Here is a 22,434-nt window from a genome sequence, read left to right on the forward strand (position 1 = left end):
GATCCTCCTCATCACAGCGATCAAGGGCACCGTAGGCCTTGATCCTTCCAGACCGCCGCCGTCACCGCCGAACGGTGTGCGGGCGGCCCGCCCCCGCGCGGGCCGGCTCCCGCCGTCAGGGCCGCAGGCCGGCTCGCCGGAGGGCGATCTCCGACAGGGCGGAGATCGCCTGCGGGTCCCCGCGGCGCCAGGCGTCGGCGAGACCCCCGGGCGGGGCGGGGACCGCGGAGAGGTCGCCCGGCGGTCCGGTGAGGGCGCGCAGAGCGAGCAGGTCCGCGCCGCCGGGCGCGGTGAGCAGGCTCCGGAGGGTGGCGCTGCGACGGATCCAGCGCAGGCGGAGGGGCAGCCACAGCAGGAGCACACAGGCCACGGGGACCACGATCAGGGCGAGGGCCACCAGGAAGGCGACCTGGCCGACGACGTCCTGGAGGGACTGGCCGGCGTCGGCGAGCCCCGTGCCGGCGTCGGCGGCCGAGCGGAACGGGGTCCTCAGGAGGTCCCCGACGAGCGGAACCCGGGAGGCCGTCTCCCCGGCGTCATCGAGGGCCGCGGCGAGGCTGTCGCCGGAGCTTCTCCACCTTCCGTCCCGGCTCGGCCAGCAGCATGATCGCGTCGTGCACGGCCAGGGCGAACGTCACCGCGGCGGCGATCAGGAGCACCGCGATCAGGTCGGCGAGGATCTGGCGGTTCCGCCGCGCGGGGGTCTGGGCGTAGAGAAGCAACGACTGCTCCTGTTCCGGTCGTGGCGTCGAGGAGACCCGGCCCGGCGGGTGACGGGCCCGGCCGGTCGCCCGACCGTAGCCCGGGTACGGTCCTCCCCCGGGCGTCCCCGGGCCCGGGTCCGCGAGACGGTGCCGGGTTGGCGCAGCGCCCCGCCTCCGGCCGTGGGGTCGCCGGGGGCGGCTGTCGGGTTCGGCGTTCGGTCGCGCAGGCGGGGGCGGCTCCCGGTCGTCGTGCGTACGGTGATAGGCGCGGGCCGCAATGAGGCCACGCCACCTCGCGGGCCCAGGCACTCGGCGAGGTCGTCGGCCACCTGGTTCATCGCGGGCGTCAGCGTGTTCATCGCCGCTGCCGCGCGCGGGCCGGCCGCCGCCTCCTGCGACCCCGAACCCCGAGGACGACCTCACCGCCGCCCGCACGACCCTCGGCCCGCGTGACGCAGCCGGACGCTGACCTCCCCTGCGGGCGGACGCCGCCGGGCGGCGGTCACGAAAAAGCACTGTCCGATCATCGGAGCACGGTGATAGACATCCCGCGTGGAAAAGAATCTTGAGTTCACGGACCTGCTGCGACTGATCGACGAACGGTCGACCGCCTTCCGTGACGCCGTCGCCGCCGCGCCCGGTCTCGACGCACCGGTGCCGTCCTGCCCCGGGTGGACGCTGTCCGATCTGGTGAAGCACCTCGGCGGGGGAGATCGTTTCTGGGCCGCCATCGTCGCCGCGGGGCCTGCAGACGCTCCCCCGGCCGAGGCCGCCGCCGCGCGCGCCGCCCTGGAAGTCCCGCAGGAGCGTGAGGCTCTGCTGGCCTGGCTGGCCGCGTCGACGCAACTGCTGCTGGGCGCCCTGCGCGCGGCAGGACCGGACGCCGGCTGCTGGGCGTGGTGGAGCGCCCTGCAGACTCCGCGGACCTCCGGCGGAGTCGCACGGCACCGGGTCCAGGAGACCACGGTGCACACGTACGACGTCCAGCTCGCCGCGGGCGCGCCGGACCCGCTGCCGGCGGATGTCGCGCTCGATGGTGTCGAGGAGTTCCTGTTCACCTGCGTCGCGACGCCGAGCGCCTGGCCGCACGCCGCCGCGGCCTTCGACTTCCATGCCGCCGAGGGGCGCTCGTGGCGCCTCACGGTCGACGGCGACGGCGCCCGTTCCACCCGCATCCCCGCGGCGGGCCTCGCGGATCCGGCCGGCGTCGCCGTTCGCGGCACGGCCGGTGAGTTGGTCCTCTACCTCTACGACCGTGTCCCCGCCGAGTCCCTGCACGTCGAAGGGGATGCGGGCCTGCTCGACCTGCTCCGCGCCTGGGAGCCGGAACACTAGGACGCCGGGGGCGGCGGAAGCAGCGGAAGCAGCCGCGGACGCGGCCTATGATCCCCCGGTGGAACGGGTGCTCGTCCTCGGGATCAGCGGAGCGGGAAAGTCCACCCTGGCCAGAGCGCTGGGGCGGGACCGCGGCCTGCCGTACCACGAGGTCGACGCCCTGCACTTCTGCGGACCGCAGTGGCAGGTCAGCCCCACCTTCGCCGAGGACACGGCCCGCATCGTGACCGGGGACCGGTGGGTACTGGACGGACAGGGACCCGCCGCGGTTCGCGACCTGATGTGGCAGCGGGCCGACACCGTGGTGTGGCTCGACCTCCCGCGACGCGTGGTGATGCGGCGCGTCCTGCGACGCTCGCTGTGGCGCAGCCTGCGGCGCGAGCGGCTGTTCGGCGGCAATCGGGAGGCCTGGCGCGAATGGCTCGGGGCGGACCACCCGGTCCGCTGGGCCTGGTCCCGCTTCGCGGAGCGGCGTGCCGAACTCGAACACCGCGCGGCGGACCCCCGGTTCGCACCGCTGCACGTGGTCCGCCTGCGCAGCCCGCGCGAGGCAGCCCGCTGGCTGACCACCCCGACCGGCCCCGCCTGAGCCCGGCCCGGGATGCGTACGGTCGGCCGGCGCTCCCGGCCCGCCGTGTGGTCAGCCCATGGCGTGGGCGGCCAGGAGGGTGTCCGTCCTGAGGTGGAGTTCGGGCGGCAGGACTCCGTGGACGGTCACGGAGAGTTCGTCGCCGCCGGCCGAGCGGGCGAGGCGGACCTCCACCTCGTACGATGCGCCGGCCGGCGGGTACGCGTACCCGCCGTCTGCCCGTTCGACATCCTGTCACGGGGCGGCGCGCGGCCGGGCGGAGGGGCGGGCCCTCCCGGGGGGGGGGAGGGGGGGAGGGCCCGCGGAGGTTACTGGAGCCAGGGCTTCCAGACGGCCTCGTTGCGTTCCACCCACTTCTTCGCCGCCTGCTCCGGGGACAGCTTCTCCTCGGCGATCATGAGCGAGACCTCGTTCTGCTGCGCCTTCGTCCAGTGGAACTTCTTCAGGAACCCGGCCGCTTCCCCGCCCGACTCGGCGAAGCGCGTGTTGAGGTACTTCTGCAGCGGCGTGTGCGGGTAGGCGCAGGCCACCTTCTCCGGGTCGTCCGCGCAGCCCTCCTTGTACTCGGGCAGCTTCACCTCGGTCATCGGGACGCGCTCGAAGAGCCACTGCGGTTCGTACCAGTACGTCAGGAACGGCTTGCGCTCCTTGGCGAACTGCTTGATCTGCGTGATCTGGGCGGCCTCGGAGCCGGCGAAGACCACCTCGTAGTCCAGGCCCAGGTTCTTCACCAGCGCCTTGTCGTTCGTGACGTAGGACGGGGAGCCGTCGAGCAGCTGGCCCTTGCCCCGGCTCTCCGGGGTGCGCAGCTGGTCGGCGTACTTGTCGAGGTTCTTCCAGTCGGTGACGTCCGGATGCTCCTCGGCGAAGTACGTGGGCACGAACCAGCCGATGTGGCCCGTCACGCCCAGGTCCCCGCCGCGGGTGATGGTCTTCTTGCCCGCGACGTACCGCTCCTCCTGCTCCGGATGGCCCCAGTCCTCCAGGATCGCGTCGACGCGCCCCTGGCTGAGGGCGTCCCAGGCGGGGACCTCGTCGACCTGGACGGTGTCCACGCGGTAGCCCAGCTCGTGTTCGAGGAGGTAGGCGGCGACGGCGGTGTTCGCCTGGGCTCCGACCCACGACTGGACGGAGAGGGTGACGGTCTTCGCACCCTGGGCGGCCGCGTACGGGGATGCCTGCCGGGTCATGTCGGCGGCCCCGCATCCGGTGAGGACGGCGAGTCCGGTGGCGGCGGCGAGGACGGCCGCGCCCCGGCGGCGGCGCAGGGGGCGCCGGTGGTGTGTGTCGCGCATGTCTGTCAGGCCTCCTTCGCGGGCTGGGTGACACGGTCGAGGAGCAGGCCGAGGCAGACGATCGCGGCGCCGGCCACCAGGCCGGTCGCGAGGTCGCCCTGCGCGAGGCCGAGGACGACGTCGTAGCCGAGCGCCCCGCCGCCGACGAGACCGCCGATGATGACGACGGCCAGGACCAGGACGACGGCCTGGTTGACGGCGAGCAGCAGCGCGGGCCGGGCGAGCGGCAGCTGGACCTGGCGCAGCAGCTGGGCGCGGGTCGCGCCGAGCGAGCGGGCGGACTCCACGACGGTCGGGTCCACCTCGCGCAGGCCCTGGACGGTGATCCGGACGACGGCGGGCAGCGCGTACACGATGGCGGCCGCCGCGGCCGGGGCACGGCCGACGCCGAAGAGGGCGACGACGGGGATGAGGTAGACGAACTGCGGCAGGGTCTGGCAGAGGTCGAGGACGGGCCGCAGCATCCGCTCGGCCCGGGCGCTGCGGGCGGCTCCCACGGCGATCGCGAAGCCGATTACGAGGGTGACGGCCACGGCGGCGAGGACCTGGGACAGGGTGTCCAGGGAGGCTTCCCACACGCCGAGGACTCCGACGGCGCCGAGGGCCAGGACCGCGGTGACGGCGGTGCGCCAGGTGCCGGCGAGCAGGGCGAGCGCGCAGGCGACGAGCAGGAGCAGCCACCAGGGGGCGGCCTGGAGACCGCTGCGCAGCGGGTCGAGGACCCAGCCGGTGAAGCGGGCGGCCCAGTCGGCGGTGCCGCCGACGACGGGTACGCCGGAGTAGAGGTGGTCGGTCATCCAGGCGACGGCGGAGTTCACCGGTTCGGCCACGGAGACGGTCCAGGACTCGGGCCATACGGAGGTGCCGGCCATGCGGCCGAGGACGGCGACGGCGACCGCCGCGAGGAGGGTCAGCAGGCGGCCGTACCAGCCGGAGAACACCCGCCGCAGCAGGTGCTGTTCGCCGAGGGGTACGGGGTCGGCGCCGAGTCGGCGGCCGGCGGCGTCGGCGGTGCGGTCCAGTACCACGGCGAGCAGGACGATCGGGATGCCTGCGGCGAGTGCGGCGCCGACGTCGACGGAGGCGAGGGCCTGGTAGACGCGGTCGCCGAGGCCGCCGGCCCCGATGACGGAGGCGATGACGGCCATGGACAGGCCGGTCATGATGGCCTGGTTGACGCCGAGCAGGAGCTGGCGGCGCGCGAGCGGGAGCCGGGCGGTGAGCAGGCGCTGGCGGCCGGTGGCGCCGAGCGAGGCGGAGGCTTCCATCACGCCGGCGTCGGCCTCGCGCAGCCCGAGGGCGGTGAGGCGGGCCATGGGCGGGGCGGCGTAGACCACGGTGGCGAGGACGGCGGCGGGCACGCCGATGCCGAAGACCAGCACCATCGGCAGCAGGTACGCGAAGGCGGGGAGGATCTGCATGGTGTCGAGCACGGGGCGCAGGACGCGGTCGGCGCGGCGGGACAGGCCCGCGGCGAGGCCGAGGAGGGCGCCGAGTACGACGGAGGCGGCGACGGCGACGACCATCAGCGCGAGGGTCTGCATGGTCGGCACCCACATGCCGAGCAGTCCGCAGGCGGCGAAGGCGGCGGCGCAGGTCACGGCGAGCCGGATGCCGGCGAGGCGCCAGGCGACCAGGGCGGCCAGGGCGGTGACTCCGGTCCAGCCGGCGGCCAGCAGGAGCACGTAGACGGCGCGGACGCACACCACGACGGCGTTGCTGACGTGGCCGAAGAAGTACAGGAACAGCGGGTGGCTGTCGCGGTGGTCGATGATCCAGTCGCCGGCGCGGCCGAGCGGGCCGGAGAGGTCCACGGCCAGTGCGGTGGGCCAGCTGCCGGCGCCGGGGAAGGCCAGGGCGAGCGGGATCAGCAGGGCGACGGCGACGGCCATCGGGACGAGGAAGGCGCGGCCCGCGGCGAGGCCGCGCACCCCTCTGCGGGGGCGGTCCTGTGCGGCGGCGGTGCGGGAGCGCGCCGGGTCGCCGGCGCGTCCGGCGGACCGGGCGGCACCGGAGGCCGAGGCGGCGGTGCGGGAGCCCGGTATCCGGGCCGGGGTACGGGCTTTGGCGTGGGTCGGGGTCGCGGTCACGCGCACCACCTCCGGGTGTGGGGGACGGGGACCGCGGGACGGGCGGGGCAGGTCACGCCGCCACCCCCCGTCCGGTCGGGGCCGGGAGACCGGCCACGACGGCGAGCAGACCGGCGTCGTCGACGACGCCCAGGCAGCGGCCGCCGTCGACGACGCGGGCCGGGCCGCCGCTGACGGCGACGGCCTGGATGGCCTCGACGACGGTGGTGGCGGGGGCCAGTGCGGGTCCCTGTTCGGCTTCGCCGGCGGTGGCGGGGCGCATGGCGGTGCGGACGGTGAGCACCTGTTCGCGCGGGACGTCGCGGACGAAGTCCCGTACGTAGTCGTCGGCGGGCGAGCCGACGATCTCCTCGGGCGTGCCGAGCTGGACGATGCGGCCGTCGCGCATCAGCGCGATCCGGTCGCCCAGGCGCAGGGCCTCGGAGAGGTCGTGGGTGATGAAGACCATGGTGCGGCCCTCCTCGTGGTGGAGGCGTGCGACCTCCTCCTGCATCTCGCGCCGGATGAGGGGGTCGAGGGCGCTGAACGGCTCGTCGAAGAGGAGCACTTCGGGGTCGGCCGCGAGCGCGCGGGCCAGGCCGACGCGCTGCTGCTGGCCGCCCGAGAGCTGGCCGGGGCGCCGGTGTTCCAGTCCGTCGAGGCCGACCTTGGCGACGAGTTCGGCCGCCTTGTCCCGGCGGTCGCCGCGGCCGACGCCCTGGATCTCCAGTCCGTACGCCACGTTGTCGAGGACGGTGCGGTGCGGGAGCAGTCCGAAGTGCTGGAAGACCATGGCGGCGCGGTGGCGGCGCAGGGCGCGCAGCCGGGTGGCGTCCATGGCGAGGACGTCCTCGCCGTCGATGGCCAGGCTTCCGGCGGTCGGCTCGATCAGCCGGGTGAGGCAGCGCACGAGGGTGGACTTGCCGGATCCCGACAGGCCCATCACGACGAAGACCTCGCCCTTGCGGACGTCGAAGGTGACGTCGCGGACGGCGGCGGTGCAGCCGGTGCGCTCGCGCAGTTCGGCGGCGGACAGGTCGGCGTCGGCGGAGCCGGGGACCTTCGCGGCGGCCTTGGCGGGGCCGAAGACCTTCCACAGGCCGTCCACGGAGAAGACGGAGGGCGCGTCGGCGCCGGCGGGCGCCGCGGTGGGGGCGGTGGTGGTGTTCATCGGGTACCACCGTCCCGGGCGAGGAGTTCGGCTGCCTTTTCGCCGACCATGAGTACTCCGATCATCGGGTTGACCGCGGGCATCGTCGGGAAGACGGAGGCGTCCGCGATGCGGATGCCTTCCAGGCCGCGGATCCTCAGGTCCGGGCCGACGACGGCTCCGGGGTCGTCGGCGGCACCCATCCGGCAGGTGCCGGCGGGGTGGTAGACGGTGTGCGCGACGGAACGGGCGTAGGCGCTCAGCTCCTCGTCGCCGGTGATCTCGGGGCCGGGGCAGACCTCGCGCCCGAGCCAGCCGGCGAGCGGCTCCGTGGCGGCGATCTTGCGGGCGAGCTTGATGCCGTCGACGAGGGTCCGGCCGTCGTAGTCGTCCTCGTCCGTGAAGTAGCGGAAGTCCAGAGCGGGCTTGACCTCGGGGTCCGCGCTGGTCAGGTAGAGGCGGCCGCGGCTGCGCGGCTTGGGGATGTTGGGGGTCATCGACACTCCGTGCGCGGGGCGTTCGTAGCCGAGGCGCTCGGGATTGTCGGTGAAGGGGACCTGGTAGAAGTGGAACATCAGGTCGGGTCCCGCGGATTCGGGGTCGCGCCGGACGAACAGGCCGGCGTCGCTGTCCATCGCGGAGTTGTCCGGTATCGGACCGTCGGTCTCCCAGACGATCACCGACTCGGGGTGGTCGAGCAGGTTCTCCCCCACCCCGGGCAGGTCGTGGACCGGCGGGATGCCGAGGGCTTCCAGGTCCGCGCGCGGGCCGATGCCCGAGTGCAACAGGAGCCGCGGGGTGTCCACGGCGCCGGCGCACACGAGCACCTCGCGGCGTGCGGTGATCAGGGACTCGGTGCCGTCCGCGGCGCGTACGCGCACCCCGCGGGCCCGGGTGCCGTCGAGTTCGAGGTGGTGGGCCCAGGTCTCCAGGAAGATCCGGAGGTTGGGTCGTTCGTCCATGACGGGGTGCAGGTAGGCCACCGACGCGGAGGAGCGCTTGTTGTCCTCGGGGTGGTAGGCGAGGTCGAAGAAGCCGGCGCCCTCGTGGAAGGGCTTGCGGTTGAAGCCCTCGACGCGCGGGACGCCCAGGGCCTTCTGCGCGGAGTCGACGAAGTCGCGGGCGATGGCGTTGCGGTCCTTCTCGGCCACCGGGACGATGTTGTTGAGCAGCTTGTCGAAGTACGGGTCCATGGCGGCCGCATGCCAGCCCTCGGCCCCCGCCTCCTCCCACTCGTCCCAGTCGGACGGGAGCGGCTTGAAGGAGATCAGGGTGTTGTGCGAGGAGCAGCCGCCGAGCACGCGGGCGCGGCTGTGGCGGATGTGGGAGTTGCCGCGCGGCTGCTCCGTCGTGGGGTAGTCGTAGTCGAGTTCGCCGCCGAGCAGGCCCATCCAGCGGCGCAGGGTGAGTACGTCGGGGCGGTCGACGTCGCTGGGGCCGCCCTCGATGACGGCGACGGTGACGTCGGGGTCCTCGGTCAGGCGGGAGGCGATCACCGAGCCGGCGGTGCCGCCGCCGACCACGACGTAGTCGTACCGGTACTCGTGCACGGACTCGTCCGTGCCGGCGGGCCGGGGCTGGTCGTGGGGCGTGGGGACGTGCGTGGGGGTGGTCATGCTCTGCTCCTCCTTCAGCCCGCGAACCAGCGCACGGGGCGCGGGGCGAGGTTCTGGTACACGTGCTTGGTCTCGCGGTACTCGGCCAGTCCGGACGGGCCCAGTTCGCGCCCGATGCCGGACTTGCCGAAGCCGCCCCACTCCGCCTGCGGCAGGTACGGGTGGAAGTCGTTGATCCAGACGGTGCCGTGGCGCAGCCGGCCCGCCACCCGGCGGCCGCGTCCGGCGTCGGAGGTCCACACGGCGCCGGCGAGGCCGTACTCGGTGTCGTTGGCGAGCGCGACGGCCTCGGCCTCGGTGCGGAAGGTCTCGACGGTCAGGACGGGCCCGAAGACCTCTTCCCGGACGACGCGCATCCCCCGGTGGCAGCGGTCGAGCACGGTCGGGCGGTAGAAGTAGCCGGGCTCGTCGGGCCGTACGCCGCCGGAGCGCAGTACGGCTCCCTCGGCGAGGGCGGAGGCGACGTACTCCTCGGTGCGGTCGCGCTGGGCGGCCGAGACCATCGGGCCGCACTCCACGCCCGGGTCGGTGCCGCGGCCGAGGCGGATCCGGTCGGCGCGGCGGGCGAGTTCGGAGACGAAGCGCTCGGCGACGCTCTCCTCGACGATGAGCCGGGAGCCCGCGGAGCAGACCTGGCCGCTGTGCATGAAGGCGGCGTTGAGCGCCTGGTCGACGGCGGTGTCGAAGCCTTCCTGGGTGGCGCAGGCGTCGGCGAAGACGACGTTGGGGTTCTTGCCGCCGAGTTCGAGGGCGACCTTCTTGACGGTGTCGGCGGCGGCGCGCATCACCTTCGTACCGCTGGTGAGACCGCCGGTGAAGGAGACCAGGTCGACGTCGGGGTGGGCGGCGAGCCGGGCGCCGACGGGGTCGCCGGGGCCGGTGACCAGGTTCGCGACGCCGGCCGGGAGGCCCGCCTCGACCAGAATGCCGATGAGGGCGGCCGTGGACAGCGGGGTGATCTCACTGGGCTTGATCACGAAGGTGTTGCCGGCGGCGAGGGCGGGGGCGATCTTCCACGAGGCCTGGAGGAGCGGGTAGTTCCAGGGGGTGATCAGGGCGCAGACCCCGACCGGTTCGTGGACGACGACGCTGTGGACGTCGGGGGTGCCGGCGTCGACGACGCGGCCCGCGCTCTCGCCGGAGACGAGGTCGGCGAAGTACAGGAAGGCGTCGGCGACGCAGTCCACGTCGACGCGGCCCTCCTCCACCGTCTTGCCCGCGTCGCGGCTCTCCAGCAGGGCGAGGCGTTCGCGGTCGCGGTGGAGCAGGACGGCGGCGCGGCGCAGCAGCGCCGCGCGCTCCAGAACGGGGGTCCGGGGCCACTCCCCGCCGTCGAAGGCCGCGCGGGCGGCGCTGACGGCCGCGTCGGTGTCCGCGGCGCCGCCCTCGGCGACGACCGCGAGGACCGTGGCGTCCGCCGGGTCGAGGACCTCTCGGGTCGCTCCTGAGATCGCGGAACGCCATGTCCCGGCGATGTGGATGGTCGTCTGCTCGGACACGACGCGCTGCACCTCCGATTCCGCCACCGCGGCGTACCCGCGGTGGTGCTGCTCGGGCGCGCTTGCCCCGGTCCGCCGCAGACATGTCCCATCCGTCACTGGAAGTGACGGGAGTCACTGTCCGTTGCCCCAACGGGATTTGGTGCAGATATTGACATATCGGACACCGCGGAGCGTGTCGGGCCGACTCGCGTACGGCAGGACCAGCAGGTCAGGGCATGACGACCGGCAACCCCTCGGAGTCCGAGCGCCGTTCCAGCAGAACTACACCTGAACCGCGGCGAGCGAGCAGGATCGCGGCGGCACCGTCGGCGGGGCCGGCACCGCTGACGACGGCGCATTCGGCCCGGAGCCCGCCGGCGGGGTCGCTCGGCCGGGCTCTCAGGTGTTCGCCAGCAGGCGGTGGCGCTCGTCGGAGGTGAGGCCACCGCGCACACCGTACGGAATCCGCTCGGCGAGGGCGCGGCGGCGGCACGGAAGGCGGACCGGGCAGCGTCCGCACACGGCCTTCGCGGCCTCCTCGCGCGCACGGACGGCTTCGGCCCGCTCGTTCGCGCCCCGCTCGAAGACCGCCCGTTCCCCGGAGCGGCACGGTCCGTCGAGCGGCGCGTCGTGTCGGGGGTGGAGGAGTACGTCCGTACGGGAGTTGTCGGTCACGCCCGGCTTCCTTCCGGCAGGGGCGGCCCGTGGTGACCGCCTGTTCCCCCCGTATCACCGGAACCCGCGAGTCCATGCGTCGTCAGATGGTCCCACGCCCCGTCAAGGCATCGGCGCCCAAGGCCCCGTACCCAACCCTCAGGGCCGTCACCTGGGGTTTCTTGGTGGACGGTTGGCTTCTGCGTGCCGTAGTTTCCCTGTGCGCGCTCAACCCGGGCGTCTGCGCACCGCGCCCGTGGGGAGTTCCACCGCGTCATGTCCTCGGCCCGTCCCGACGTTCTCCGGCCCCGTCCGCCGCTGGCCCACCCGGCCTCCAGCCCCACTCGTGCTCTGCTCGGGGTGCTGCACGCCACGCTGACGGCCGCCGCGGCAGGCGATCTCGTGTCCCTGTACTCCGGGTTCCGGGTGCGCGCCGCGGTGGAGGGGGACGGCGGGTTCGCCTTCATCGCCGAGGACCGGTGGGTGACCCTGAACACGATGCTCGCCCGCGTCGAGTCGTTCCGGCTGCTGACGGTGCTCGTGTGCGCGGCCGTGTTCATCATGTGGTTCCACCGCATCCGGTTGCGGGCCGGCATGCTGGCACCCACCGCGTTCCGCCGTGGTCCGGGGTGGGCGATCGGCGGCTGGTTCGTTCCCGTGGCCTGCCTCTGGATGCCGTACCGGATCGCCAACGAGGCCTGGACGGTCGGCCTTCGGGGGGCGAAGGGCCCCTACTGGCCGCTGAACCTCTGGTGGGCGTCGTTCGTCGGCTCGCTCCTGCTCGGCCGGTACGCGAACGCGCGCGCCCGGCGGGTCGACGACCTCGGCCCGTACCTGGACGCGGTGACCCTGGGCATGGTGGCGGCGGTCCTGAGCATCGTCGCGGCGGGCGCCGCCATGTTCTTCGCGGCCCGCCTGACCCTCATGCTGGACGGCGACGGGAACGCGGCCGCCCGCCGGTGAGCCGGGGGCGGCCGCGCGGCCCCGACGTCACAGCCGCCAGTGCGCACCCGCTCGGGAGTCCACGTGCACCACGTGCCCGCCGACGCGGACCACGTGGTGGTCGGGGCCGGACCAGGAGCCCGTGGCGCCGTCCGTGTCGGGCAGCGGGGTCCAGACCTCCAGGAAGGTGCTGCCGTCCGGGTTGGTGCCCGACTCGACGAGGTTCTCGCCGTCCCGGCGGAGGGTGCCGGTGTCGTCGCCGGGCTCGCCCGTGAGGTGGTGGAAGCGCACCCGGGAGCCGTCGTAGGAGGTCGTGCCGGCGAAGCCGCGGCTGTCGGCGTAGTACGGCCCGGCCTGCAGCCAGATCACTGCGGCGTCCCCCTCCTCGACGAGCGGTCCGCCGTTGCGGCTGATGCCGCGCCGCAACCAGGCGCCGCGCTCGGGTACCGGGATCCCGCCGGACCCGCCGGACCCGCCGGACCCGCCGGACGTTCCCGGCTCAGGCACGGTCGTCGGCGGCCGGGGCGTGGTCCACCGCCAGGAGTGTCAGCGGTACGTTGCCGCGTACCGCCTGCGCGTACGGGCAGACCTCGTCGGCCCGGTGCAGCAGCGGCTGGAGGTCCGCCGCGGGCCAGCCGGGCAGGCTGACGGTGAGGGTGACCGCGAGGCCATAGCCCGCGGGCGTGTCCGTCGTACCGAGTTCCACCGCACAGGCCACCCGCGCGGCGGAGGCGTCCGCCCCGAACTCGGCGGCCACTTCCGCGAACGCGGAGGTGAAACAGGCCGCGAAGCCGGCCGCGAAGAGCTGCTCGGGGTTGGTGGTGCCCGGCACCTTCTTGCGCGGCGGCGCGAGGCGGACGTCCAGGCGGCCGTCGTCCGTGCGGACGGATCCGCTGCGGCCTCCGACGGCGTGCGCGGTCGTCCGGTAGAGGCTGCTGGTGAGTGGCACGGTCATGACGTTCGGCCCATCCTGCTCGACGAGGACGCTGCCCGGGAGCGGACAGCGGGCGGTGCCGCGCGTGCGGCACCTCGCGCGTCGTCGTGCGTAACCGGGTACGGCGCATCTCGTCCGGGGCCGGGGACCGGGCCGCCGGACAATCTAGCAGCGGTTCCGGCGGGATCGGCAGGACGCCCCGGGTGCTGTTCCTCACCCGTCCGAAGTCCGGCCCCCGGTCCCGTCGCCGACCCCGGCCCCGGCCCCGGCCCCGTCCACGGTCCCGGTCCCGTCCCCGGTCCCGTCCGCGGTCCCGGTCGCTTCGACGGCCGGGGCGGCGGGCCGGCACCGGCTGCGGTACGCGCCGGGCGGGATGCCCTCCCACCGGGTGAAGGCACGGACCAGGGCCGTCGCCCCGCTCAGGCCCACGAGCGGCGCGATCCGGTCCAGGGGCAGGGCCGTGGTCTCCAGCAGCCGCCGGGCGCGGCCGTGGCGGGCGGTGTCGAGGAGCGCGCGCCACGACGTGCCCTCCGCGTGCAGGGCCCGGCGCAGGGTGCGGACGCTGAGGTTGAGCTGCCGGGCGGGGCCCTCGGGGCCCGCGTCCTCCAGCGCGGCGTGGTCCAGCCACTGCCGGACGCGCTCGGCGACGGACGGGGCGGCCGCGGACAGTTGGCGCAGGAGGCGGTCGGCGTAGGCCCGGTGGAGGCCGTTGAGCACCGGATCGTAGAGGGGGCGGCGCCTGTCGAGGTCCTCGCCGGCGACCGTGATCCCGTTCTCCGCGGCGTCGAAGGTGACGGGGCAGCCGAAGACCCGGGCGTACGGCTCGGCCGAGCCCGCCCGCGGGTGGGCGAACGACACCGCCAGGGGCGCCCAGTCGTCGCCGGCGATCCAACGCGCGGCCCGCACCATGCTGCTGACGACCGCCTCCACCTGCTGGGGGTGCATGGCGCTCGGGCCGACGGTCGGCCGGTAGCAGACGCGGCCGACGCCGCCCCGGCGGTGCAGGGTCACCGTGCCCGCCTGGCTCACCAGGGGGTGGTAGCGCTCGGCCGCCCGTGCGGCGTCGGCGAGGCCGGCGCTGGTGAGGATCAGGTGGCCGAGGATGTGCAGGGCGTCGGGACGGATCCGGTCGCCCACGAGGAGGCCGGTGTGCGGGCCGGCATCGCCGGCGGCGAGCACCTCGTCCCACAGGGCGCGCATCTCGTCGTACTCCAGCCGGTCCGTGGGCACGGTCCGGGAACCGGGACCGCCGCCCCCCGCCTCGGTCGTCGCGCTGAGGACGGCGAGGGCGTAGGACGCGTTGACGGACGGGCCGGGGACGGAGGTGGACACGGCCGTCAGTCAATGCGGGCGCACCACCCCCGTCAAGGGCGTCCGCGGGACGCCCGCGCGCGGGGCGCCGGGTCCGGAGAGTCAACGCCTTGGCCGTCGGAGTCAATGACGGCCCGGCGGGCGGCTCCTAGGGTCGTCCTTCGGACACCGAGGATCAGGGGGTCGGGCCCCTGGGCCGCGGAAGCGTACGTGCTGCCCTGATTACCACCGCTCAGAGGAGTACGCCGTGATTCTCTTCCTGCTCCCGGCAGGCGACTACGACCCCACCGAAGCGGCGGTGCCCTGGGCGGCGCTGCGGGACGCCGGCTTCGAGGTGCGGTTCGCGACGCCCGACGGGAAGGTCGCGCTCGCCGATCCCCGGCTCACCGACCTCGGCTTCTCCTGGCTGTCGCCCTGGCTGATGACCCGCCGTGCCGAACTGGCCGCCTACCGGCGCCTCACCGAGGACCCGTCCTTCCTCGCCCCCTTCTCCTACGCGGACGTGGACGCGGAGGTCGATCCGGCCGACATCGCGGGCCTGTTCGTGCCGGGCGGCCACGCCCCCCGCATGCGGACCCTGCTCGAGAACGCCACCGCCCAGCGGCTGTTCGCCCGGATCTTCACCCGGGGCCTGCCGGTCGGGGCCGTCTGCCACGGTGTGCTGCTGGCCGCCCGCGCCCAGGACCCCGCGACCGGACGCTCGGTCCTGTACGGGCGGCGGACGACGGCACTGACGGCCCTGCTGGAGCTGACCGGGTGGAACCTCACCCGGTTCTGGCTGGGGCGCTACTACCGCACGTACCGCACCACCGTGCAGCAGGAGGTCACGGCGGCGCTCGCCGATCCGCGCCACTTCCTCGCCGGCCCGCCGCTGCCCGTTCGCGACACGGCCGCCCGGCCCGGTCGCGGCTTCACCGTGACGGACGGCAATTACGTCTCGGCGCGGTGGCCCGGTGACTGCCACCGCCTCGCGGCCGACTACCTGGCCCTGGTCCGTGCCCGTGCGGCGGGAGCGGTGGACCGCCCCGTGTGATCCCCCGTCCGCGCGGGCGGCGGTGTCCGGGGCCGAAGAAGACCATCTCCGCAGGGTCGTGCACGCTTCGTGGAAGGGATGGGGATGAATCGACGAAGAGCCTCAGGACGGCGCCGCCAATACCTCCTGATCGGCCTGGTCCTCGCGTTGGTGACGCTGGCCCTCGGGCCCGCGGCCGCCGGCGCGCCGGCCGGGCCGCAGTGGTGGGAGCCCGTGGCGCGACCGGCCCCGGACTCGCAGGTCAACGTCACCGGCGAGCCGTTCACCGGTACCGACGCACAGGGCCGCGTCCGCGGCTACGTGGACGCGCACGTCCACCTGATGTCCGACGAGGGCTTCGGAGGACGGCTGGTCTGCGGAAAGGTCTTCTCCCCGGCAGGGGTTGCGGACGCGCTGAAGGACTGTCCCGAGCACTATCCGAACGGCGTCCTCGCCCTCTTCGACATGATCACCAAGGGCGGTGACGGCCGGCACGACCCGAACGGCTGGCCGACGTTCCGCGACTGGCCGGCCCATGACTCCGCCACCCACCAGCAGACGTACTACGCGTGGGTGGAGCGGGCCTGGCGGGGCGGGCAGCGGATCCTGGTGAACGACATGGTCACCAACGGGGTCATCTGCTCGCTGTACTTCTTCAAGGACCGCGGCTGCGACGAGATGACCGCGATCCGGCTCCAGATCCAGAAGACGTACGAACTCCAGGCCTACGTGGACGCCATGTACGGCGGCGCGGGCAAGGGCTGGTTCCGGGTCGTCACCGACCCCGGCCAGGCGCGCCAGGTCATCCAGGAGGGCAAGCTCGCCGTGGTCCTCGGGGTGGAGACCTCCGAGCCGTTCGGCTGCAAGCAGGTGCTGGACAGTGCCCGGTGCACCATGGAGGACATCGACCGCGGACTGGACGAACTGCACCGGCTTGGCGTGCGCAGCATGTTCCTGTGCCACAAGTTCGACAACGCCCTGTGCGGCGTACGGTTCGACACCGGCACCCAGGGCATGGCCATCAACGCCGGGCAGTTCCTCTCGACGGGCACCTTCTGGAGCACGGAGACCTGTACCGGCCCCGAGCACGACAACCCGATCGGGTTCGGGCTGACCGCCGGGGCGGCGGCCGGGCACGACGGTCACGCCGCGAGTGCGGCGAGCGCCGGCCCCCCGCAGGCCGGGACCGATGCCGAGGCGGCGGCCCGGATCCGGGCCGCCCTGCCCGAAGGCGTCGAACTGCCGCAGTACGGCGGCGCCTCCCTGCAGGCGGCGCAGTGCAACCGCCGGGGCCTCACCGCGCTGGGCGAGTACGCGGTGCTGGGCATGACGAAGCGCGGCATGATGCTGGAGATCGACCACATGAGCGTCAAGGCGGCGAACCAGGCACTGCGCGTGCTCGAAGCCGAGCGCTACTCCGGCGTCCTGTCCACGCACGGCTGGATGGACGAGAACTGGACCGAGCGGGTGTACCGTCTGGGCGGCTTCATCGCGGGCCACATGTTCGAGGCGCCCGCCTTCGCCGCCGAGGCGCGTGAACACGCCGCCCTGCGTGCCCGGTACGGCGCCGGGTACGGCATCGGCACCGACATGAACGGCTTCGCCTGGCTGCCCGGTCCCCGGGCCGCGGCCGGCGATCAGGTCCGCTATCCCTTCCGCAGCCCCGACGGCGGCTCCGTCCTCGACCGGCAGGTCACCGGTTCTCGCGTGTGGGACGTCAACACGGACGGCGGGGGCACCCACTACGGCCTCGTGCCGGACTGGATCGAGGACATCCGGGTCACCGGCGGCCAGGACGTGGTGGACGAGCTGATGCAGGGCGCCGAGGGCTACCTGCGCACGTGGGGGCGCGCCCACGGTCACACCACCCCGTACGTGCCCCTGGTGCGCGGCTACCGCCCGCACGCCGGGCACCTGGCCTCCTCACGGCCGCTGCCCGCCGGATTCACCCACGAAGGAGTCTGGAGGGTGCTGCGGGACCCGGCGCCGGGCACGGTCCGGCTCTACGAGTGCAAGGTGGCCGGCCACTCGCTGCTGACCCACGATCCGGGGTGCGAGGGCCGGCAGCCCCTCGGCGCGGTCGGATACGCGTACACGAAGGCGGTGCCGGGCTCGGTACCCCTCTACCGGTGCTACGTGCCGTCCGTCTTCGACCACTTCGTCTCCACCCGCGCCGACTGCGAGGGCCCGTACGTGCGCGAGGGCCTGCTCGGCCACGTGATGCCGGTGGCGGCGTCGCCGTAGCGGCGGGAGCGGACGGGGTGCCCCCGGCGCGTGCGGCCCGGGGGCACCTCCGCCCGGAGGCCCGCCTAGGGGCGGGAGGACCGACGCTACTTCGACGACACGACCTGGTCGGCCTCTGCGCCGAGGATGCTGTCGACGTGGGCGGCGAGCGCGGAGCGCAGGCCGTCCGGGGACATCTTCTGTTCGTCGATCAGGTACGCGACGAGGTCGGCGCGGATGGCCGCCAGCAGTGCGTGGGCGGTGAAGTCCGCGTCGGGGACGCCGGGTACCAGGTCGAGCGCCGCCCGCAGCGTTTCGTGCCACCAGCCGTAATGCTGGGCGTGGTACGGGCTGCTGAGGCCCGCGTCCTCGGCGGCCGCCATCAGGTTCCGGTTCTCGATCTTGAAGGTCAGCGAGGTGTCCAGGAGGGCCAGCACCCGCTCCCGCGGTGCGGAACCGGTCGCCTCCTGCACCTCGCGCACGGTGCGCTGCAGCGGTTCGAGGCGGGAGGTGATCACGGCGGCGATCAGCCCGGCGCGGTCGCCGAAGCGGCGGAAGAGGGTGCCCTTGCCGACGCCCGCGGCCGCGGCGATGTCGTCCATCGACACGCCGTGGGGGCTGCCGCCGGCGGCGAAGAGCGCGTCGGCGGCTGCCAGGACGGCTTCCCGGTTGCGCTGGGCATCGGCGCGTTCCGGCCGTTCCGTGCGTGCGGTACCGTCGGCGCGCTCCGTGCGCTCGGTACGCTCCGATCGTCGGGCCACGGGTCCTCCTCGGTCTAGGACCGCTCCGGCCCCGGGGAATGATATGCGCCGCCCAGCTCCCGTTCGACGAATGCCTTGAGGGTGCCCGCAGGGCGGCCGGTGAGGCGTTCCACGGTGTCCGAGGTGCGGTCCTCCGCCCCGTCGGCGATGGCCCGGTCCATCCGGGCCAGCATGGTGGCGAATTCCAGCGGTATCTCGGCCGCCCAGCGGTCGCGCAGTTCCTCGAAGGTCAGCTGCCGGTGCACGACGCGGCGCCCGGTGACCTCGCTGATGGTCGCGGCGACGTCGGCGTAGCTCATCGCTTGCGGCCCGGTGAGGATGAGGTCGGCGTCGGGGGCCCGTTCGTCGGTCAGGGCGCGTACGGCGACGGCGGCGATGTCCTCGGCGTCGACGAATCCCACGCGTCCGTCGCCCGTGGCCGTGAGGATGGCGCCGTCCTCACGGATGGTGCGTGCGTGGGGGGCGGTGCCGGCGAAGTTCTGCATGAACCAGGAGGGTCGCAGCACCGCCCACTCCTCGAACAGGCCGGGCAGTTGTGCGTGGACCCGGCCCACCGCGGGCCCGCCCGCCGGGATCGCCGAGGAGCTGAGCAGCACTGCGCGGCGTACGCCCGCCGCGTGGGCCCGGCGCAGGAAGGGCAGCATGACGGCTGCCGGGTCCGGCGAGCCGGTGGGCGGGATCAGGTAGGCGCGGTCCACCCCGTCCAGGGCGTCTTCCCAGGTCCCGGGCTCGTTCCAGTCGAAGCGGACGGCATGCGTGCCGGGGTGCGCGGCATGTGCGGGGGCGGTCCGGCCGGCCGCCCTGACGGGCCGGCCCTCGGCGATCAGTCCGGCGGTGACGCGGCGTCCGGTGGTGCCGGTGGCCCCGATGACCAGGGTGGCGGGAGCGGGGGTGGAGGCGGGATTCATCGGTTCGCTCCGGTGAAGTCGGCGCCGGGCAGGGACGCGGCGAGGGGGTTCCAGTAGTCGCGGTAGGCGGTGATGAGGCCGTTCTCGACGGTGACCACGGCGATGTAGGTCATGTCGTAGGGGGTGTCGGTCCGCACCAGGCGGCCGACTCCGCGCATCTCGGCCACGATGGTTCCGGGGGCGGTGGTCTGGTGGATCGTCACTTCGGGGAAGGCGTGCAGGTCCACGTGGTCGGGATAGTGCCGCATGTAGGCGCCGACCGCGGCCTTGCCCTCGATGCGTGCGGGCCAGCCGTCGGGGGCGAAGGGGAATTCGAGGACGCCGTCGGTGTCCCACAGGTCGACCCAGGCGGGGATGTCCTTCTCCAACAGCAGTTGCAGGCCGTGGCGGTAGAGCTCCGCTGCCGTCCTGGGGATCGTCATGGTCGGGGGTTCCGATCTGCTCGCAGTGGGGGCGCGGCGCACGCCGCCGGATAAACGGACTGTCGGTCCGTATGATCTTGAGCGTACGGACCGGCGGTCCGTTTCGCAAGCCGCAACCGGCGCCGCGGGGCGGAGAACGGCGAAGCCGCAGCCACCCCCCGGGGGGTGGCTGCGGCTTCGGCCTCGGCTTCGACGTGGGTCAGGAAGTGCGCTTCAGCGTCCAGGTGTTGGGGCTGAGGCTCGGGACGGCGGAGTAGCGACAACCGCTGGAGTAGTAGGTGCTGGTGATGGTCCAGCCTGCCTGCGGCCAGGTGGAGGCGCAGGCGTTGACCTGCGTACCCACCGGATAGCCTCTGAGGTCCTTGATCTGCTTCATGTTGGGCGTGAAGCCGGAGCCGCACCCGGCGCTGTTCCACCACTGGACGTCGACCCAGCCGTCCGGGGTGAGGGCGCTGGCGCACATGTTGACCGTGTCACCGGGGGCCGCCGAGGCGGGACTCGCGGTGACGGCCAGGGCGGTGACGGCCATGGTGGCCAGTGTGACGGCGAAGCGGGTGCGGATCACGAGGTGTTTCCTCCTCGGCGCACTGGGGTCGCCGCCGACCGTCGGCGGGCCGCGCCAGGCGCCGCACCATTGCTATCCGACCGGCTCAAACTGCGGAAAGTCAGCTTTTGGGCATAACTCTGCGATCGTTTAGAGCCGCACCCGGCAGCGCCCCCGCACGGAACCGAACCCGGACGCACACCCGCGGTCCCGATCGGATCAGGCGGCGCGGCAGAGTTCCGCAGGACCCGCCGGGGCGGAGGCGCGCACCAGAGCCGCAGGCAGGGTGCGGGCGACGGGACGGCCGCCCACGGCCCGCGCACGGTTCTGTGCGAACACGACCAGGCGGAGCAGCGCGAACCGCGCGACGCCGGCGAGCGCGGAGGCCGACAGGTAGACCGCCTGCTCCAGCATCGGATCGGGCACCGCCACCAGCTGCCGCAGGGCCAGCATCGCGGCGCAGGTCACCGCGTACGCGGCCACTGCGGACCCGGCCGACTGCGCGTGCTGGCGGCGACTCGCACGCCCGCCCGCGCCGAAGGTGAAGCGGGCGTGGAGTTCGGTGGCGAGGAGCGTGGAGACCGCAGTGACCAGGGCGTTGGCCAGGGCCCAGGGGATCCGGGAGGCGAGGGCTCCCACGGCGAAGCTGGAGGCGACGCCCACCCCGCCGCCGCAGAGCACGAAGCGGACGAAGGCGGTGACGGCGCCGGGCCGCGTCGCCGACTGCCCGCTCTGCACTGTCCCCATGTCCCCAGCCCTTCGACGACGCCACCCGCGCACCCTTGCGTCGACCTCGCGGCCGACGGGCGCGCCATCCATGACGCCATGATGGCGCATCAATGGCGCCACGTCGAGCCACATTTGACGCCACATCTGCTCTTACCCCATGGATCCGCAGCTCAGAAGCAGTGCCATCACGGCTGAATCGGCAGGCTACGGGGGTGAGGTGAAACGGCGTCACCTGCGGGAGGCCTGCTGGCTCAGCTCTCCACCAGACCGAAGAGAACCCGCTTGTTCTTGTCGGCGAAGGCGGGATCGGCCCGCAGGAGCTCGACCCGGACGCCCGCGCCCAGTTCGAGGTCTGCCGTGGCGGAGGTGACGCTGCCCAGCACGGCGGGCTCGGCGAGCTGCACCTGACCCTCCCGCGGGTGCGGCCGGGAGCCCTCGGCGTCGGTGTCGATGACCACCGCGTCGAAGGTGGCCCCCACCCTGTCCATGAGCAGCGCCGCTTCCACCAGGTCCACGGACTGCCGGTCCGCCGCGCTCCCCTTCCCCTTCGCCATCGTCTCCGGCAGCTCGTCCAGGGCCGCGAGCACCCACTCCGGCGCCCCCCGGTCCGCACTGGCTGCCACGCACACCTCGCCCGCGTACCGGTCGACCAAGCGCCGCAGCGGCGCCGTGCAGTGCGTGTACGGCGCCGCGATCGCCGCGTGGACGGTCTGCGCCGGGAGGTGGTCGTGGTCGGGGAAGGACCGGTAGACCGACTTCAGCAGCAAGGCGCCGGCCGCCTCGTGGAGGAACGCCGCGTGCTTGTGGTCGTGCGGATCCAGCGAGCGGATCAGCTCGGCGTACGACACGTGGTGCGGCCAGTCGATACCGAGGCCCCGGGCGATGTGGCGCAGGCGCGTGACCTCGTGCGTCGGGGCCTGCTCCTGGGTGCGCAGGATGCCGGGGCCGCCGGCCAGCATCATCGTCGCCGCCGCCATGCCGGTCATGAGGGAGATCTGCTCGTTCCAGCCGTCCACGGGCAGCGGGGCGCGGTAGCTCAGCCGGAACGATCCGTCCTCGAACGTGACCTCCTGGTCCGGCAGGTTGAGGGAGATGCCGCCGCGCTCGGCCTCGACGGCTTCGCGGAGTGCGCCGATCTCGCGCAGCAGCGCGAGGGACTCCTCGGCCGTGCCGGCGTCAATGGCCTGCTGGACGCCCGCGTAGTCGAGCCTGGCCCGGCTGCGGACCAGGGCCCGGCCGACGGACGACCTGGTCACCTCGCCGTGGGCGTCGAGGTCGTGCTCCCACAGCAGGGCGGGGACCTGCTGGTTCGGCAGCAGGCTGGCCGCGCCCTCGGAGAGGACGGGCGGGTGGAGCGGTACCTTGCCGTCGGGGAAGTACAGGGTCACGATCCGCCGGTGCGCCTCGGCGTCCAGTGCGTCTCCGGCAGTGACGAAGGCGGCCACGTCGGCGATGGCGTAGTACACGCGGAACCCGCCGCCGGGCCGCCGCTCCAGGTACATGGCCTGGTCCAGGTCCTTGGACCCGGGCGGGTCGATGGTGAACAGCGGCAGGTCGGTGGCGTCCTTGTCCGGCAGCCGGGGCGCGCGGGCGGCCGCCTCGGCCGCCGCGAGCACGGGATCGGGGAAGGCCGAGCGGGCCTGCAGATCGGTCCGGAGCTTCTTCAGCGCGGTGGCGAGCGCGGCCTTGGCCGCATCGGACATGCGCATCGGGCGGCGTGGCATGCCCCGAGCGTAGGGCGGCGGTCGTGCCCCG

The 22,434-nt window shown here is 73.7% G+C and carries 23 protein-coding genes and 1 riboswitch; of the genes, 5 read left to right on the plus strand and 18 right to left on the minus strand.

Annotation, left to right across the window (positions count from 1 at the left end):
- Positions 1 to 115: 115 nt before the first annotated feature.
- Both AC2RP6_RS03130 and AC2RP6_RS03135 read right to left on the minus strand, forming a co-directional pair.
- Complete coding sequence (locus AC2RP6_RS03130) at positions 116 to 397, minus strand: hypothetical protein (protein WP_486444686.1); 282 nt, start codon at positions 395 to 397, stop codon at positions 116 to 118.
- 139 nt (positions 398 to 536) lie between these two features.
- Positions 537 to 722: a hypothetical protein gene (locus tag AC2RP6_RS03135; protein WP_486444687.1), complete on the minus strand. Its 186-nt coding sequence runs from the start codon at positions 720 to 722 to the stop codon at positions 537 to 539.
- Positions 723 to 1,256: 534 nt separating this feature from the next.
- Here AC2RP6_RS03135 and AC2RP6_RS03140 point away from each other — a divergent pair.
- Both AC2RP6_RS03140 and AC2RP6_RS03145 read left to right on the plus strand, forming a co-directional pair.
- The gene (locus tag AC2RP6_RS03140; protein WP_486444688.1) at positions 1,257 to 2,039 is read left to right on the plus strand and encodes a maleylpyruvate isomerase family mycothiol-dependent enzyme; all 783 of its coding nucleotides are present in this window, start codon (positions 1,257 to 1,259) and stop codon (positions 2,037 to 2,039) included.
- Positions 2,040 to 2,097: 58 nt separating this feature from the next.
- Positions 2,098 to 2,628: a P-loop NTPase family protein gene (locus tag AC2RP6_RS03145; protein WP_486444689.1), complete on the plus strand. Its 531-nt coding sequence runs from the start codon at positions 2,098 to 2,100 to the stop codon at positions 2,626 to 2,628.
- 51 nt (positions 2,629 to 2,679) lie between these two features.
- On the opposite strand, the gene AC2RP6_RS03150 is transcribed toward AC2RP6_RS03145, so the two are convergent.
- The 7 genes from AC2RP6_RS03150 to AC2RP6_RS03180 all read right to left on the minus strand — a co-directional run bounded on the left by AC2RP6_RS03150 (position 2,680) and on the right by AC2RP6_RS03180 (position 10,914).
- Entirely contained in the window at positions 2,680 to 2,802 is a 123-nt protein-coding gene (locus AC2RP6_RS03150) for a hypothetical protein (protein ID WP_486444690.1), read from the minus strand.
- Between the two features lie 134 nt (positions 2,803 to 2,936).
- Complete coding sequence (locus tag AC2RP6_RS03155; RefSeq protein ID WP_486444691.1) at positions 2,937 to 3,923, minus strand: ABC transporter substrate-binding protein; 987 nt, start codon at positions 3,921 to 3,923, stop codon at positions 2,937 to 2,939.
- A gap of 5 nt (positions 3,924 to 3,928) precedes the next feature.
- A complete protein-coding gene (locus AC2RP6_RS03160) occupies positions 3,929 to 5,815 on the minus strand; it encodes an ABC transporter permease (protein ID WP_486450214.1) in 1,887 nt (628 codons plus the stop codon).
- A 250-nt stretch (positions 5,816 to 6,065) separates the two neighbouring features.
- Positions 6,066 to 7,163: a quaternary amine ABC transporter ATP-binding protein gene (locus AC2RP6_RS03165; protein WP_486444692.1), complete on the minus strand. Its 1,098-nt coding sequence runs from the start codon at positions 7,161 to 7,163 to the stop codon at positions 6,066 to 6,068.
- On the minus strand, positions 7,160 to 8,758 hold the full coding sequence (locus AC2RP6_RS03170) for a GMC family oxidoreductase (protein WP_486444693.1): 1,599 nt from the start codon (positions 8,756 to 8,758) through the stop codon (positions 7,160 to 7,162). The genes AC2RP6_RS03165 and AC2RP6_RS03170 overlap by 4 nt, the downstream gene beginning before the upstream one ends.
- Before the next feature lie 14 nt (positions 8,759 to 8,772).
- A complete protein-coding gene (locus tag AC2RP6_RS03175; protein ID WP_486444694.1) occupies positions 8,773 to 10,257 on the minus strand; it encodes an aldehyde dehydrogenase family protein in 1,485 nt (494 codons plus the stop codon).
- A gap of 381 nt (positions 10,258 to 10,638) precedes the next feature.
- A complete protein-coding gene (locus AC2RP6_RS03180; protein WP_486444695.1) occupies positions 10,639 to 10,914 on the minus strand; it encodes a WhiB family transcriptional regulator in 276 nt (91 codons plus the stop codon).
- A 255-nt stretch (positions 10,915 to 11,169) separates the two neighbouring features.
- Between AC2RP6_RS03180 and AC2RP6_RS03185 the strand changes: the two genes are divergently transcribed.
- On the plus strand, positions 11,170 to 11,856 hold the full coding sequence (locus AC2RP6_RS03185) for a DUF4328 domain-containing protein (RefSeq protein ID WP_486444696.1): 687 nt from the start codon (positions 11,170 to 11,172) through the stop codon (positions 11,854 to 11,856).
- Positions 11,857 to 11,883: 27 nt separating this feature from the next.
- Here the strand turns inward: AC2RP6_RS03185 and AC2RP6_RS03190 are convergent, their stop codons facing one another.
- From AC2RP6_RS03190 to AC2RP6_RS03200, 3 genes are all read right to left on the minus strand, one after another.
- The gene (locus AC2RP6_RS03190) at positions 11,884 to 12,342 is read right to left on the minus strand and encodes a hypothetical protein (protein ID WP_486444697.1); all 459 of its coding nucleotides are present in this window, start codon (positions 12,340 to 12,342) and stop codon (positions 11,884 to 11,886) included.
- Positions 12,335 to 12,790 carry an Ohr family peroxiredoxin gene (locus AC2RP6_RS03195; protein ID WP_486444698.1) on the minus strand — a complete coding sequence of 152 codons (456 nt, stop codon included), beginning with the start codon at positions 12,788 to 12,790 and terminating at the stop codon, positions 12,335 to 12,337. Before AC2RP6_RS03195 ends, AC2RP6_RS03190 begins: the two co-directional genes overlap by 8 nt.
- Positions 12,791 to 12,865: 75 nt before the next feature.
- Positions 12,866 to 12,926: riboswitch (guanidine-III (ykkC-III) riboswitch) on the minus strand.
- A gap of 56 nt (positions 12,927 to 12,982) precedes the next feature.
- Positions 12,983 to 14,101 (minus strand): AraC family transcriptional regulator, encoded by a 1,119-nt coding sequence (locus AC2RP6_RS03200; RefSeq protein ID WP_486444699.1) that lies wholly within the window; start codon positions 14,099 to 14,101, stop codon positions 12,983 to 12,985.
- Positions 14,102 to 14,327: 226 nt separating this feature from the next.
- Here AC2RP6_RS03200 and AC2RP6_RS03205 point away from each other — a divergent pair, with 226 nt between their 5' ends.
- Positions 14,328 to 15,113 carry a type 1 glutamine amidotransferase domain-containing protein gene (locus AC2RP6_RS03205; protein WP_486444700.1) on the plus strand — a complete coding sequence of 262 codons (786 nt, stop codon included), beginning with the start codon at positions 14,328 to 14,330 and terminating at the stop codon, positions 15,111 to 15,113.
- Between the two features lie 78 nt (positions 15,114 to 15,191).
- The gene (locus AC2RP6_RS03210; RefSeq protein WP_486444701.1) at positions 15,192 to 17,336 is read left to right on the plus strand and encodes a discoidin domain-containing protein; all 2,145 of its coding nucleotides are present in this window, start codon (positions 15,192 to 15,194) and stop codon (positions 17,334 to 17,336) included.
- Between the two features lie 86 nt (positions 17,337 to 17,422).
- Here the strand turns inward: AC2RP6_RS03210 and AC2RP6_RS03215 are convergent, their stop codons facing one another.
- From AC2RP6_RS03215 to AC2RP6_RS03240, 6 genes are all read right to left on the minus strand, one after another.
- Positions 17,423 to 18,076, minus strand: a complete 654-nt coding sequence (locus AC2RP6_RS03215) for a TetR/AcrR family transcriptional regulator (protein WP_486444702.1) — start codon at positions 18,074 to 18,076, stop codon at positions 17,423 to 17,425.
- Between the two features lie 14 nt (positions 18,077 to 18,090).
- Positions 18,091 to 18,984 (minus strand): NmrA family NAD(P)-binding protein, encoded by an 894-nt coding sequence (locus AC2RP6_RS03220; protein ID WP_486444703.1) that lies wholly within the window; start codon positions 18,982 to 18,984, stop codon positions 18,091 to 18,093.
- A complete protein-coding gene (locus tag AC2RP6_RS03225) occupies positions 18,981 to 19,406 on the minus strand; it encodes a nuclear transport factor 2 family protein (protein ID WP_486444704.1) in 426 nt (141 codons plus the stop codon). The genes AC2RP6_RS03220 and AC2RP6_RS03225 overlap by 4 nt, the downstream gene beginning before the upstream one ends.
- A gap of 199 nt (positions 19,407 to 19,605) precedes the next feature.
- On the minus strand, positions 19,606 to 19,971 hold the full coding sequence (locus AC2RP6_RS03230; protein WP_486444705.1) for a hypothetical protein: 366 nt from the start codon (positions 19,969 to 19,971) through the stop codon (positions 19,606 to 19,608).
- A 198-nt stretch (positions 19,972 to 20,169) separates the two neighbouring features.
- The gene (locus AC2RP6_RS03235; protein ID WP_486444706.1) at positions 20,170 to 20,697 is read right to left on the minus strand and encodes a GtrA family protein; all 528 of its coding nucleotides are present in this window, start codon (positions 20,695 to 20,697) and stop codon (positions 20,170 to 20,172) included.
- A 233-nt stretch (positions 20,698 to 20,930) separates the two neighbouring features.
- On the minus strand, positions 20,931 to 22,403 hold the full coding sequence (locus AC2RP6_RS03240) for an RNB domain-containing ribonuclease (RefSeq protein WP_486444707.1): 1,473 nt from the start codon (positions 22,401 to 22,403) through the stop codon (positions 20,931 to 20,933).
- Positions 22,404 to 22,434: the final 31 nt, after the last annotated feature.

It is taken from the genome of Streptomyces sp. WAC03905 (assembly GCF_057371075.1).